General features: G+C 57.5%; 11 protein-coding genes. 7 read left to right on the top strand and 4 right to left on the bottom strand.

What is annotated here, in order from left to right; genetic code table 11:
* Positions 1 to 5 precede the first annotated feature (5 nt).
* Positions 6 to 911 carry a 30S ribosomal protein S6--L-glutamate ligase gene (gene rimK, locus ACP3PW_RS08130; RefSeq protein ID WP_426416192.1) on the bottom strand — a complete coding sequence of 302 codons (906 nt, stop codon included), beginning with the start codon at positions 909 to 911 and terminating at the stop codon, positions 6 to 8.
* A gap of 227 nt (positions 912 to 1,138) precedes the next feature.
* The gene (gene leuA, locus ACP3PW_RS08125; protein WP_426416191.1) at positions 1,139 to 2,812 is read right to left on the bottom strand and encodes a 2-isopropylmalate synthase; all 1,674 of its coding nucleotides are present in this window, start codon (positions 2,810 to 2,812) and stop codon (positions 1,139 to 1,141) included.
* Between the two features lie 426 nt (positions 2,813 to 3,238).
* Here leuA and ACP3PW_RS08120 point away from each other — a divergent pair, with 426 nt between their 5' ends.
* From ACP3PW_RS08120 to ACP3PW_RS08105, 4 genes are all read left to right on the top strand, one after another.
* Positions 3,239 to 4,210, top strand: coding sequence for an ABC transporter substrate-binding protein (locus ACP3PW_RS08120; RefSeq protein WP_426416190.1), 972 nt, complete (start codon positions 3,239 to 3,241; stop codon positions 4,208 to 4,210).
* Positions 4,211 to 4,250: 40 nt separating this feature from the next.
* Positions 4,251 to 5,150 carry an ABC transporter permease gene (locus ACP3PW_RS08115; RefSeq protein ID WP_426416189.1) on the top strand — a complete coding sequence of 300 codons (900 nt, stop codon included), beginning with the start codon at positions 4,251 to 4,253 and terminating at the stop codon, positions 5,148 to 5,150.
* Positions 5,147 to 5,941 carry an ABC transporter ATP-binding protein gene (locus ACP3PW_RS08110; protein ID WP_426416188.1) on the top strand — a complete coding sequence of 265 codons (795 nt, stop codon included), beginning with the start codon at positions 5,147 to 5,149 and terminating at the stop codon, positions 5,939 to 5,941. The genes ACP3PW_RS08115 and ACP3PW_RS08110 overlap by 4 nt, the downstream gene beginning before the upstream one ends.
* Positions 5,942 to 6,124: 183 nt before the next feature.
* Positions 6,125 to 7,198 (top strand): patatin-like phospholipase family protein, encoded by a 1,074-nt coding sequence (locus ACP3PW_RS08105; RefSeq protein ID WP_426416187.1) that lies wholly within the window; start codon positions 6,125 to 6,127, stop codon positions 7,196 to 7,198.
* Positions 7,199 to 7,209: 11 nt separating this feature from the next.
* On the opposite strand, the gene ACP3PW_RS08100 is transcribed toward ACP3PW_RS08105, so the two are convergent.
* A complete protein-coding gene (locus ACP3PW_RS08100; RefSeq protein ID WP_426416186.1) occupies positions 7,210 to 7,788 on the bottom strand; it encodes a lysophospholipid acyltransferase family protein in 579 nt (192 codons plus the stop codon).
* 329 nt (positions 7,789 to 8,117) lie between these two features.
* Here ACP3PW_RS08100 and ACP3PW_RS08095 point away from each other — a divergent pair, with 329 nt between their 5' ends.
* Entirely contained in the window at positions 8,118 to 9,923 is a 1,806-nt protein-coding gene (locus ACP3PW_RS08095) for an acyl-CoA dehydrogenase (protein ID WP_426416185.1), read from the top strand.
* 336 nt (positions 9,924 to 10,259) lie between these two features.
* Here ACP3PW_RS08095 and ACP3PW_RS08090 read toward each other — a convergent pair whose 3' ends face one another.
* On the bottom strand, positions 10,260 to 11,234 hold the full coding sequence (locus ACP3PW_RS08090; protein WP_426416184.1) for a hypothetical protein: 975 nt from the start codon (positions 11,232 to 11,234) through the stop codon (positions 10,260 to 10,262).
* 470 nt (positions 11,235 to 11,704) lie between these two features.
* Between ACP3PW_RS08090 and ACP3PW_RS08085 the strand changes: the two genes are divergently transcribed.
* On the top strand, positions 11,705 to 12,928 hold the full coding sequence (locus ACP3PW_RS08085; RefSeq protein ID WP_426416183.1) for an NAD(P)/FAD-dependent oxidoreductase: 1,224 nt from the start codon (positions 11,705 to 11,707) through the stop codon (positions 12,926 to 12,928).
* Positions 12,929 to 12,958: 30 nt separating this feature from the next.
* Positions 12,959 to 13,279 (top strand): 2Fe-2S iron-sulfur cluster-binding protein, encoded by a 321-nt coding sequence (locus ACP3PW_RS08080; protein WP_426416182.1) that lies wholly within the window; start codon positions 12,959 to 12,961, stop codon positions 13,277 to 13,279.
* Positions 13,280 to 13,302 lie beyond the last annotated feature (23 nt).

The following is a 13,302-nucleotide window of genomic DNA, read 5'->3' as shown; positions in this document are numbered from 1 at the left end:
CCCGATTACCCCTTACCCCGCGTACGGGTTCGATTTGGCTGGGCGTTACTGGCGATGAAATCAAATATCATTCCCGCTATATTTTTCCCGGTTGCCTCTTCAATCCCTTCAAGACCCGGAGAGGAGTTCACCTCCATCACTACCGGCCCATTATTGGAACGCAATATATCCACCCCGCACATATTCAGCCCCATGGTGCGCGCCGCATCCACCGCTGTCTTGCGCTCGGCTGGTGTTAAGCGAACGAGCTCTGCCGTACCTCCGCGGTGCAAGTTGGAACGAAACTCGCCCTCCCCTGCCTGGCGTTTCATCGCTGCGACCACTTTTCCACCAATCACCAGGCAACGAATATCCGCGCCGCCCGCCTCTTTAATATACTCTTGCACCAAAATATTGGCTTTTAGACCCATAAAGGCTTCGATAATACTTTCTGCGGCCTTCTTTGTTTCCGCCAAAACCACACCAATTCCCTGAGTCCCCTCAAGCAATTTGATAACCACCGGAGCTCCACCCACGTTCTTCAACAAATCGTCTATTTTGTCAGGGTGATGAGCAAAACCGGTACGCGGCAAGCCGATCCCCTTGCGCGACAGCAGCTGTAGGGAGCGCAGCTTGTCTCGCGAACGACTGATCGCAACCGATTCGTTAATGCAGAAGGTGCCCATCATTTCAAACTGACGCACCACCGATGTACCGTAAAAGGTAACCGATGCCCCGATTCTGGGTATAACCGCATCATAAGCCGGCAACGCCTTGCCATAGTAGCGTACCGAAGGCTTACTACTGGTGATATCCATATAACAGTGCATGGTATCGATGATATCGACTTCGTGGCCCTGTGCTTCACCTGCCTCTTTCAAACGACGAGTAGAGTAAAGATTGGGATTACGAGAAAGGATGGCAACTTTCATAATAGAGACCTCAGAATAAGCCCTCTCAGAGGGGGGGGGGGCAGCAGTGAAAGTATATGCCAAGTTCTCTCCACCCGTTAGCTTTTACTGCCAGCGCCCTCCGGTTATCTTGCGACCTTTTTTTACCTTTTTAAGATCGAGGTTTCCCCCTTTAAAAAAGGCGCCTGAACAGGCGCCTTATTCCGGCATAATGAGCCAAGCCAATGCGCTATAGGTTACCACCCGCTCTACGCCGCCCGGGTTTGCGCCGCCGCCGCAGACCGATTTAACGCACTCAGGATCGCGCTCAACGAGGCGTTCACAATATCCTCACTGATACCCACACCACAGACGCGTTCACCATTAACAGTCAGCAGTACGTAGGCGATTGCCCTGGCATCCTCACCCTGCCCGATCGCGTGTTCGGAATACTCCACCACACCGATGCGATGCTCGCTATGGCCCTGTAACGCTTGTACGAATGCATCGACCACGCCACCGCCAGCCGCGGCCATGCTCACCGGCTTACCCCCGACACTGACCTCTGCCACCAGGCTATCTTGCTTGTCACGACGGGTCACCTGATAGCCTTCGAGATGGTAGGGCAATTTTCGCGCTACGTAGCTCTCTTTAAAGAGTTGCCAGATCGACTCCGGTGACAGCTCCGTCGCTTCCTGCTCGGCCCGTTGCTGGACCCGCTGACTGAAATCGATCTGCATCCAGCGAGGTAACTGCAAGCCGAACTCCCGATCCAACACATAGGCCACGCCCCCTTTACCGGACTGACTATTGATACGGATCACCTCCTGGTACGAGCGCCCGAGGTCCGCCGGATCGATCGGAAGGTAGGCCACCTGCCAGTAGTCTCCCGGCTGGTACCCCGCAAGACACTTGTTAATGGCATCCTGATGGCTGCCGGAGAATGCGGTAAACACCAGCTCACCGACATAGGGGTGGCGCGGATGAATCGGCAACTGGGTGCACTCTTTATAGGTACGGGAAATACGGTCCATGGCGCCGAGTTGCAGTTTGGGATCGACCCCCTGACTGTAAAGGTTCATCGCCATGGTGATGATATCCATATTACCGGTACGCTCGCCATTTCCGAACAGCGTTCCCTCGATACGATCGGCTCCAGCCATTACCGCCAGCTCTGCCGCGGCTACGCCGCAGCCACGATCGTTATGGGTATGAATACTGATCTGCAATGCCTCACGGCGCGCGACCCGACGACAGAACCATTCGATCTGGTCGGCATAAACGTTTGGCGTTGACATCTCTACCGTGGCCGGCAGATTAATAATCGCGGGGCGATCGACACTGGGCTGCCATATATCGGTGACCGCATCGACCACCTCCACCGCGTACTCCAACTCAGTGCCGGTGAAACTTTCGGGTGAGTATTGAAAGGTCCAGCGCGTTTGCGGATAACGAGCGGCATACTCGACCAACAACCGCGCCCCGTCGACGGCGATCTGCTTGATACCGTCGGTGTCGAGCCGAAACACCTGCTCGCGCTGAACCGTGGAGGTGGAGTTGTACATATGCACAATAGCGCTCTTAACCCCGATCAGGGCCTCGTAGGTACGGGCAATCAACGGCTCACGGGCCTGGGTCAGCACCTGCACGGTGACATCATCGGGTATCAACTTCTCGTCCACCAGCAGGCGCAGGAAATCAAAATCGGGTTGGGAGGCGGCCGGAAAGCCAACTTCAATCTCCTTAAAGCCGATATCCACCAGCAGCAGAAACAGTCGCTTCTTCTGCTCGACGCTCATCGGTTCCATCAAAGCCTGATTACCGTCGCGCAGGTCAACGCTACACCAGTAAGGAGCGGCATCGATAACCCGATCGGGCCATTGGCGATCGCTCAGTTTGATGGGAGGAAAGGGTTTGTATTTGCGGTGATCGAAGGCCGTCATGGAATTTTGGCTCGCTGTCTGCGTCTGCTGATCTATCGGTGAGATAGGGTTAATTGTGCGTCAGCCTGTGGCACGTTCGCTAGATAGGCGCGGTACCGGGACCGGGTAGATCCTGCTGTTCCACCGCCGCCTGGCACCGGATAAGACACTGGCAAGCGATCGAACAAAACTGACGTTGGGGGTGATTATACCGGGCCAGCCGTGGATTTAAATTGCGTTATAACCCAACAAACCCAACTTTTTAGAATTTAAAACCCTTTATTTTGGATTGACCAGCAACAACTCACCCCATAAGCCGCAAGCACCCAGCACAAATAACCTTCAACGCCACTCGATCGCTTGCTCAGCGACCACTTTTTCCGCCCGGAAAAACTGTGCTAGGGTAGCCTCACAATGAAAATAACTCCTCCATGGAATGTACCCATTATGACCATTATGAAGAAACCTCTTATTACGCTCGCCTCCGCAGCACTGTTGGCGCTGGGAGCCACCGGCTTGCAGGCCGCCGACAAGCACGTTGCCATCACTCAGATTGTTGAACACCCTGCACTCGATTCCGTCCGCCAGGGCGTCCAGGATGAGCTCGCCGAGCGCGGCCATAACGTGGGCGAAAACCTTAAATGGAGCTACGAAAGCGCCCAGGGCAGCCCGGCAACCGCTGCCCAGATCGCCAAAAAATTCGCCGGTGAATCCCCCGATGTGATCGTCGCCATCGCCACTCCTTCGGCGCAAGCTGCAGCGGCCTCTGCACGCAACATTCCGCTGGTGTTCACCGCAGTGACCGACCCAGTAGGTGCCAAGCTGGTTAAGGCGCTGGACCAGCCCGGTAAATTTATTACCGGCATGAGCGATATGTCCCCGATCAACAAGCACATGGAGTTGGTCAAGACGGTCGCACCGACAGCCAAACGCGTGGGCGTGATCTACAACCCGGGCGAGGCCAACTCGGTCACCTTGGTCGCACTGGTTAAGGAGTTCGCCCCCCAGCACGGCATGACTGTAGTAGAAGCCGCCGCTACCAAATCCTCCGATGTCCAAACCGCCGCCCGCTCACTGGTTGGTAAAGTAGACGTTATCTACCTGCCTACCGATAACACCGTTATCTCCGCGCTGGAGGTGATCGTCAAGGTAGCCGAGCAGAACCTCATTCCCGTGGTCACCGGCGACACCGACTCCGTTGCCCGTGGCGCAGTTGCGGCCCAAGGCTTTAACTACTACGAAGTGGGTCGTCAAACCGGTATTATGGTCGCGCGCATCCTGGACGGAGAAAGCCCCGCCAATATGCCCGTTGAAGGTGTTCAGCGACTGGAGCTTTTTGTTAACCCGGGTGCCGCCAAGCGTATGGGCATCATGCTCAACGACTCCCTGATCCAGAGCGCAAAAACCGTTATCAAGTGATCACATTGATCCGTAATACTTAGCCGCTAAAGGTGCTGTTGTGAGTTTAATTGCCTTTATGGGCGCCATCGAGACCGGACTACTGTTCGGTCTCGTTGCTTTGGGCGTCTACATCTCCTTTCGAATCCTCGACTTTCCTGATCTCACTGTCGATGGCAGTTTCCCTCTCGGAGCCGCAATCAGTGCTACCGCGATCGTGTCCGGGGTCAACCCCTGGCTCGCCACCGCCATGGCGTTCGGTGGCGGCGCGATGGCCGGTGCCCTAACCGCCTGGCTCAATGTACGCCTCAAAATTTTGCATCTGCTCGCCTCTATTCTGGTGATGATCGCCCTCTATTCGGTCAACCTGCGCATCATGGGCAAACCCAACGTTGCGCTGCTGGGGGAGACCACCCTACTGACTCCCGTCGAAAACTGGGCCATGCCCTATTACTTCAGCATCCCCCTGGCGTTTGCCGGTGTCCTCGCCGTCGTCATGATGCTGCTCACCCTGTTTCTAAAATCGGAGATCGGCCTGTCGATGCGAGCCACCGGCGCCAACGGGCGTATGGCGCGAGCCCACGGAGTCGCTACCGGCTGGGTTACGGTGCTGGGCATGGCGCTGGCTAACGCCTTGGTGGCGCTGGCAGGATCGCTATTTGCCCAGAGTCAGGGCAGCGCCGATGTCACCATGGGAGTCGGAGTCATCGTTATCGGGCTGGCTGCCGTCATCGGCGGCGAAGCGATCATGTCGACCCGCACGGTGGTACTGGCGGTCATCGCCTGCGTGCTCGGAGCGATTCTCTACCGGCTGGCCATTGCATTCGCGCTGAACGCTGATTTTATCGGCCTCAAAGCCCAGGACCTGAACCTGATCACCGCGGTATTGGTGACCATCGCCATTGTGCTTCCCGGCCTCAAACAGAGCTGGTCAAGAAAACGTCGGGGGAACGCCTTATGATCCACGCCGACCAGATTTGCGTCACCTTCAACCCCGGTACGCCCCTCCAAAACCCGGCCCTTAGAGGCCTCAGCCTGACCATTCCCGAAGGCCAGTTTGTGACCGTCATCGGCAGCAACGGCGCCGGCAAATCGACCCTGCTCAACGCACTGTCCGGCGAGACCATGATCGACAGCGGCCAGGTCAAGATCGATGACCGGGATGTAACGCGCCTGCCGACCCACCGCCGTGCCGGTGATGTGGCGCGGGTGTTTCAGGACCCCATGGCGGGTACCTGCGAGAACCTGTCGATCGAGGAGAACCTTTCTCTGGCCATGCGCCGCGGCCACCGCCGAGGGCTGCTGCTGGCCAACCGCAAGGAACACCGCGAACAGTTTCGCGACCGCCTCGCCACCCTCGGACTGGGTCTGGAAAACCGGCTCGACGATCGTATGGGCCTCCTCTCCGGCGGACAGCGGCAGGCGGTGAGCCTGCTGATGGCCACCCTGCAACCGATGAAAATCCTGCTGCTGGACGAACACACCGCCGCCCTTGACCCCAAAACCGCCGACTTCGTACTCCGGCTGACCCGCAACATCATCGAGGAGCAGCAGCTCACCGCCATGATGGTAACCCACAGTATGCGCCAGGCGCTGGATGTAGGGCAGCGCACGGTGATGCTGCATGAGGGCCAGATCGCGTTTGATATTGCAGGCGCCGAACGGGAAGGGTTAGAGGTCGCCGACCTGCTGGAGCTGTTTGCCCGTAATAAGGGCGAAGAGCTGGCGGACGACAGCCTGCTACTGGGCTAGCTGCATAGACTGCCATAATCGGCAAGATGACCAGGGGGCAGGCAACCTGCAACGACATAACGACCGTTAATGGTTGCCTATCCAGCGCTACTATTGGCCATCGTCCAGCGCGCCCTGACGACGTCCAGCTGATAGAGTACCCCTTCCAACACCCTGCACCCGATACGAATGTGAGACCCCAAGATGCCCTCCCTTCACTTCTACGCCGGTGACGGCGCCCGTAACTGGATCCGTGACAATGGTTTGAAGTCCGCCCACATCACCGCCATGGTCGGTGCCTCCGGCGGCCCCAAGTGGCTGGTGCTACGGGAGATCGACCGCTATCTGCTGAGCCAGTTTTTCCCATCCAGCGACCAGCCAGTGCAACTGCTGGGCTCCTCCATCGGCAGCTGGCGCTTCGCATGCTACGCCAGTCGTGATCCACTGCAGGCCTTCGAGCGTTTCGAGCAGGCCTACATCAACCAGCGCTACGACCGTAAACCCACCCCTGAGAATGTGAGCAAGGTCAGCGCAGATTTGCTGCACCAGATTTTGGGCGAGGCCGGCGCCGATCATGCCATTAACCACGCCCGCTTTCGCCTCAATATTATGGCCGTGCGTTCTCGTGGGCTCTGCGCATCGGAGCGTAAAGCCGTCTTGGCCTGCGGCGTCATTATGGCGGCGCTGGGAAATCTCGCCAGCCGCCGCAGCCTGGGGCTCAGCTTCGAACGCGCCCTGTTCAGCGTCAATCCCGACACCACGCCCTTCCACCAACTGCAGGAACTGCCCCACGGCATCCACCCCCTGACAACCGGCAACCTCAACAGGGTGCTAATGGCTTCGGCGTCCATTCCACTGGTGATGTCCGGGGTCAGGGATATCGAGCAGGCGCCAGCGGGAACCTACCGCGATGGCGGCGTTACCGACTATCACTTCGATATCCCCTTCGGGCAGGAGCCGGGTATCGTGTTATACCCTCACTTTTCACCCCGAGTGGCCCCGGGATGGTTCGACAAGGCCCTGAAGTGGCGCCAGCCGAGTATGGATAACTACCGCAACGTGCTACTGGTAACCCCCAGTCCGGCCTTTATCGCCAGCCTGCCCGGCGGCAAGATTCCCGACCGTAACGATTTCGTGGAGCTGGGTAATGACGAACGTATCACTCGCTGGAACCAGGTAGTGGAGATGACACGCTGCCTGAGCGATGAGCTGCACGAGGCACTGCAGGGAGATCAGCTTAGCAGGCGCCTGCAGCCGCTACCGTTCGGTGCTCGATAGAGGGTCTTGGCTTAGACGCATTGATCGCTGTTTTTGCCCCGCATATCGGCGTAGAACCGGCGGATATCGATAATATCCTGGTCGATATCACCGGTTGGGTAGAAAGTGGGGCCGAAGCCTCCCGTCTTGGTGGCATAGTCGAGGAACCCTAACCCTATCGGCACCTCGGCACCACTGGCGATATAATAAAAACCGGTCTTCCAGCGGTCGACTCTTGAGCGGGTTCCCTCCGGTGGAATGGTCACCACCAACTCATCGCTAACACGGAACGCCTCAACGACCTGCTCAACCATATTATTAGCGCGCGAACGATCAATCGGTATACCGCCAAACCATTTCATGATCGGCCCCGCCGGCCCCCAAAACAACGAATCCTTGCCCATCCAGTAGAGCTTGAATCCGAACAGGAACGCCAGGCCGATGGTCAGGGGAAAGTCCCAGTTACTGGTGTGAGGCACCGCGATCAGCACAAACTTTCGCTCTTTGGGTATCTCACCCTTAAGCTTCCATCCAAGGAGCTTGAACACACACCAGGAGAGCCCGATAAACAGCTGTTTGACCACTGGCGTGTCGTATACGGTGTATCTCATTGTCAGCCCTCGGCATAGCCATCGCGGCAGATGATTCACGGGGGGATTGGCCGCAACTGAAGACCCCATCCGCGCAAAAGGCGCGCATAATAGCACGATGTTCCCACATCGCCCCATAACCTGGGTTAATCCGGCTGCCCGCCGCGCTTAGCCCTAAGCATAGGACATCGCTGCTCGAAGGACGCATTCCTCTGCCCGCGCCCATTCACCAAGCTGATCAATCACTATAAATGTCGCTGCCGATGCGCCCCCTGCCCCCCATGCTATAGTCATCGCGCAACCAAATCGTCGAGACCCGATGCACAACGACGGCCACCCCGGAGACCGCCATGACCGACCAGTTACTCAACGACCGTGACCTCGATTTTTTGCTCTACGAACTGCTCGATACCGAGCAACTCCTGGAGCGCGATCGCTACCAGGAGCACTCACGGGAGGTATTTAACGCCACTCTCGACACTGCCCGCGCCATCGCCACCAAATACTTCGCCAATCACAATGCCAAGGGTGATGCCAACGAACCCAGCTTCGACGGCGAGCGCGTGCACATGATCGAGGAGACTCAAGCCGCCTGGGATGCCTTCGCCGAAGCGGGCTTTCTCGCCGCCCACTACGATTTCGATGAGGGTGGCCTGCAGATGCCGGAGATCATCCTGCGCAGCGCCATGGCCTACATCACCGCCGCCAACGTCGCCAGCGCGGGCTACCCTTTCCTCACTATCGGTGCCGCCAACCTGATCCGCACCTTCGGCAGCGCCGAGCAGAAGGCACTCTACCTGCCACCCATGCAGGACGGTCGCTTCGCCGGCACCATGGCCCTGACAGAACCGGGACAGGGCTCGGCATTGGCCGATATCACCACCAGCGCGCGGCTACAGGACGATGGCAGCTACCGGCTGTTCGGGCAAAAGATGTTCATCTCCGGTGGCGACCAATCCCTGACCGACAACATCGTGCACATGGTACTGGCCAAAATCGAAGGCGCACCCGCCGGGGCCAAGGGCATTTCGCTGTTTATCTGCCCCAAGGTACTGGTTAATGCCGACGGCTCACTGGGAGAGCGCAACGACGTCGCCCTGGCCGGGCTGTTGCATAAAATGGGTTACCGCAACACCACCTCCACCGCCCTTAGTTTCGGCGAAAAAGGCGGCGCAAAAGCCTGGCTCGTTGGCGAACCCCATAAGGGGTTGGGCTATATGTTCCAGATGATGAACGAAGCCCGTATCGGGGTCGGCATGGGAGCCGCCATTCTCGGCTACCAGGGCTACAACCACTCCCTCGACTACGCCCGCAATCGTCCTCAGGGGCGCTTGCCCTCCAACCGTGACCCCGCCTCGAAGCAGGTCGCCATCGTCGAGCACGCCGATGTAAAACGTATGCTTCTAGCCCAAAAAGCCTACTGCGAAGGATCAATGGCGCTCTGTTTCTACGCCAGCGCCCTCTACGAAGACAGCCACACCGCCGCCACAGCAGAAGCGCGCCAGCGGGCATTCACCCTGCTGGACCTGCTCACACCGATGGTGAAATCCTTCCCCTCACGCTACGGCCTAAAGGCCAATGAACTGGCGATTCAGGTGCTCGGAGGTTCGGGCTATATGCGCGAGTATCCACTGGAGCAGTATTACCGCGACAACCGCCTCAACCCGATCCACGAAGGCACCGAGGCGATCCACGGTCTCGACCTGCTGGGGCGCAAAGTTCCCATGGGCAATATGGCGGCCTACCAACTGTTTATCGAAACCGTCACCCGGGATCTCGAAGAGGCCGCCCACCACGCCCAGATCACCTCACTGGCGACGGCGGTGGCCGAAGCCCTGACCCTCCTCAGCAAAACCACCACCACCCTGCTCAGCCGCCTCGCCAGCGACACCGACCTGACCCTGGCCAATGCCACCCTCTACCTGGATATGTTCGGCCGCGTGGTGGTGGCCTGGATCTGGGTGAAGCAGGCACTGGCGGCCGCACGCGGACTCGATACCTGTACCGAGGGCAGCACTGACGCCCATTTCTACCAAGGCAAACTGCAAGCCGCCCGCTACTACGTGCGCTGGGAGCTACCAGAGATAAAACCGCTGGCGGATCGTTTGCAAAGCTTTGCCCCCGAGGCCTATGAGATGCGCGACGAATGGTTTTAGGGGGTGCTTTCAGCGCGCCTCTTTGTATGGGTTTTGCCCTGACGGCCAGCTGAATTTTTGCCAGACGGAAAGTATTTCGCCGGGATGCGCCCCCACAAAATGCCTACCTCCGGGACATATCCTCAAAATCGTCATCTCCTCATAACCCTCATCTCCTCACAGTCGTCATCTCCGCGCAGGCGGAGATCCACGGTTTTCATGGGTACCCGCCTTCGCGAGCATGACGGAAGGGTTGCGTGCGAGTACGTCGGAAGGGTTGTGTGCGGGTACGAAGGAAAGATTTGTGCAGGTACGGCGGCTCCATTACACGGGCGTTTAAAAGGGTGAGACTGAATGTTATAAGAGTGTCTGGATATGGGATGCGAGCGAGGTTTCGCTTACAAAAGTCAGATCATACATGCTGGTCATGCCCAGCGCTTGCTCGTCACTGAGACCAAAAACGCACAGCACAAACTGGCTTTTGTCGAGTTTTAGTTGCTTGCGTAGCGATAGGTATTTGTCGATATCCTGACGAAACTCTCCGGTTTTGCATTCGATACAAATGGGAATGTTCTTTTCCGTGAGGACGAACAGGTCCAGCTCATTGCTGCGACCATCGCTAAAAGATATGTTCAAAGATCGAGTGCAGCAGGGAGCAATTTTATGCTCACTAAAAAGCTCCAGCAACTTAATAAGAGCGAACCACTCCATCCAGATACCATTAAAGAAGTCCCTCACTTTAGCGGCTTTTTGTAGCGTCAGGCGAACCAGTCCCCCTTTCTTGTCATAGAAATATTTCGCGACAAATGAATAGTCGTAAAGCGCTTTACAAAAACTGGTGATCTGCTGAATCTCCTGGCGTGTTTTCTTAGATAGATCGATTTTGACGTTATCATAGCCTTTATTCTGCACGTATTTAATCTGATTGCTGACTACGTTAAGAACACTAAACTGGTTACCCATAAGCAGGGAGATCTCATCAAAGAACCCTGTAGTGTCAGCCGCACCAGGATTGATATGGGCCTGTATATTGCGCCCCTCAAACCACTGTAGAATTGGTTCAAGGTTGCGCGCCTCAGAGAGGGCATTAGTGTTATGTATATCGATATCGCTGAACAGCTTGTTCTCATACGTCTCATCGCTTGCGACCTCACGTATGCCCTTTAGCTCCCGACTCAGTTCGATGTGCTTGTGGATCAGCGACTTAATAAAGATCAATGTATCGTGAACTCGGTTAACCTGTTCACACTTGGGGCATTTCACCGCTTTCCCAATATAGTCGCTACCCACTTCCCGAAGGTGAGCACACTTACTGCATCTAAAAATGGCCATTGAACATATTTCCCTATTAAAAGGTGGTGACGTCTGGGGGATTCTATCGTTTAGGGCGGCTGATGCGAAGGCCGAAATGGATGGGGACTCTTAAGGGGACAATGACCCGCCGCCCCTTGAGGCACCCGTCGGGGTTCACCCTGACAACATCTCAGCCGCCGTACATCCTGTCATAGCTGAAATCCAATCATAATCGTTACCTCCTCATAACTGTCATCTCCTCATAACCGTCATCTCCGCGCAGGCGGAGATCCACGGTTTTCATGGGTACCCGCCTTCGCGGGTACGACGGAAGGGTTGTGCAGCTATGACGAAAGGTTTACGTGGGCACGACGGATAAATTGAACGCCAGGGTCGCGGCTATGACGGCACTAAGGCCTCCTCCAGCGTGCATCCCTCAAAATTTCCCGATACAGTAAAGCCATCAACCGAAAGCAGAAAAACACCCCCGAATCCGGAGCCTAAGGCCAATGCCAACAGACCATGCCATTATCATCGGCGCCAGCCACGCTGGTGCGCAACTCGCGGTCAATCTGCGCCAGCAGGGTTGGAGCGGGGCGATCACCCTCATCGGTGAGGAGGACTGCGCCCCCTACCAACGCCCGCCGCTCTCCAAGGAGTATCTGGCGGGTACCCGCAGCGCCGAGCAGCTGCTGATTCGCCCGGCAGAGCTCTATGGGCGCCACGATATAACCCTGCTCACCGGCCGCCGGATAGACAAGATCGACCGCAACGCCAAGCGCGTGATCTTCAATGATGGCGAGTCCCTGCCCTACAGCAAGCTGGCGCTCTGTACCGGTGCGCGTGTACGGCAGATCCCGATACCGGGAGCGGAGCTGAAAGGGGTCCACTACCTGCGCACACTGGCAGATGTGCAAGCGATTCAGCAAGGCGTGCAAGCCGGAATGCGTGCGCTTATCGTCGGCGGTGGCTATATCGGCCTGGAAACCGCTGCCTCCTTACGCAAGCTGGGGGTGGAGGTCAGGGTACTGGAGATGATGGAGCGCGTTCTGCAGCGGGTCACCGCCGCGCCGGTATCCGATTTCTATACCCGCATTCATCGCGAGCAGGGAGTCACCATCGAACTTAACTGCCAGGTCAAGGCCTTCGAGGGCAGTGGTCGGGTGGAGCGGGTCCGCTGCCAGGATGGGCGCGTGTTTGAAGCCGATCTGGTGATCGTGGGTATCGGTGTCGTTCCCAACCAGGAGCTGGCCGCCGAGTCGGGACTGGAGGTGGCCAATGGCATCATCGTGGATCAGTTCTGCCAGACCAGTGACCCGGCTATCGTTGCAGCCGGCGACTGCACCCAACACCCCAACGCCTTCGCAGAACAGGCGATTCGGCTGGAGTCGGTGCCCAGCGCGATGGAACAGGCCAAGTGCGCAGCCCTCACCCTGTGCGACAAGCCCGCCCCGAATCACAGCCTGCCCTGGTTTTGGTCCGATCAGTACGACCTCAAGCTACAGATCGCCGGCCTCAACCAGGGGTATGACCAGGTCGTGCTGCGAGGCGATCCCGACAACAGCTCCAGCTTTGTTGCCTGGTACCTGAAACAGGGTAAACTGCTGGCGGCCGATTGTATCAACCGCCCCAAAGAGTTTATGGTAGCCAAGCAACTGCTTACCCGGGGGACAACCATAGACGCGGCGCAGTTGGCTGATGAGCAGATCGAACCCAAATCCCTGCTCACCTGAGCACTAACCTATACCTGACGGGGGACAGCAATGCCTTTAGTACGATACATCACCGCAGATGGCAACGAATATGAAGCCGAAGTACCGGTGGGAAACACAATTATGCAGGGCGCAGTCGATAATATGATCGACGGCATCCTCGGTGAATGTGGTGGCGCCGGAGCCTGCGCCACCTGCCACTGCTTTGTCGATGCCGATTGGAACGACAAGACCGGTGGCGCCGGCGATAGCGAGCAAGAGATGCTGGAAGCGATCCCCGGTGCCGACGAGCGCAGCCGCCTCAGCTGCCAGATCGAGATCACCGCAGAGCTTGACGGCGTCGTCGTCCACCTGCCCGCAGCCCAGTTCTAGACTGGATAGCGCTGGCCGCTGCA

It is taken from the genome of Aestuariirhabdus sp. LZHN29 (assembly GCF_049985285.1).
GTDB lineage: Bacteria > Pseudomonadota > Gammaproteobacteria > Pseudomonadales > Aestuariirhabdaceae > Aestuariirhabdus.
Note: the sequence above shows the minus strand (reverse complement) of the source record. Positions and strands in the feature narration are given on the sequence as shown.

Coding starts and splice junctions, on each gene's coding strand:
- rimK (WP_426416192.1), bottom strand. CDS start 911: ATGAAAGTTGCCATCCTTTCTCGTAATCCCAATCTTTACTCTACTCGT.
- ACP3PW_RS08095 (WP_426416185.1), top strand. CDS start 8,118: ATGACCGACCAGTTACTCAACGACCGTGACCTCGATTTTTTGCTCTAC.
- ACP3PW_RS08105 (WP_426416187.1), top strand. CDS start 6,125: ATGCCCTCCCTTCACTTCTACGCCGGTGACGGCGCCCGTAACTGGATC.
- ACP3PW_RS08090 (WP_426416184.1), bottom strand. CDS start 11,234: ATGGCCATTTTTAGATGCAGTAAGTGTGCTCACCTTCGGGAAGTGGGT.
- ACP3PW_RS08100 (WP_426416186.1), bottom strand. CDS start 7,788: ATGAGATACACCGTATACGACACGCCAGTGGTCAAACAGCTGTTTATC.
- leuA (WP_426416191.1), bottom strand. CDS start 2,812: ATGACGGCCTTCGATCACCGCAAATACAAACCCTTTCCTCCCATCAAA.
- ACP3PW_RS08080 (WP_426416182.1), top strand. CDS start 12,959: ATGCCTTTAGTACGATACATCACCGCAGATGGCAACGAATATGAAGCC.
- ACP3PW_RS08110 (WP_426416188.1), top strand. CDS start 5,147: ATGATCCACGCCGACCAGATTTGCGTCACCTTCAACCCCGGTACGCCC.
- ACP3PW_RS08085 (WP_426416183.1), top strand. CDS start 11,705: ATGCCAACAGACCATGCCATTATCATCGGCGCCAGCCACGCTGGTGCG.
- ACP3PW_RS08120 (WP_426416190.1), top strand. CDS start 3,239: ATGACCATTATGAAGAAACCTCTTATTACGCTCGCCTCCGCAGCACTG.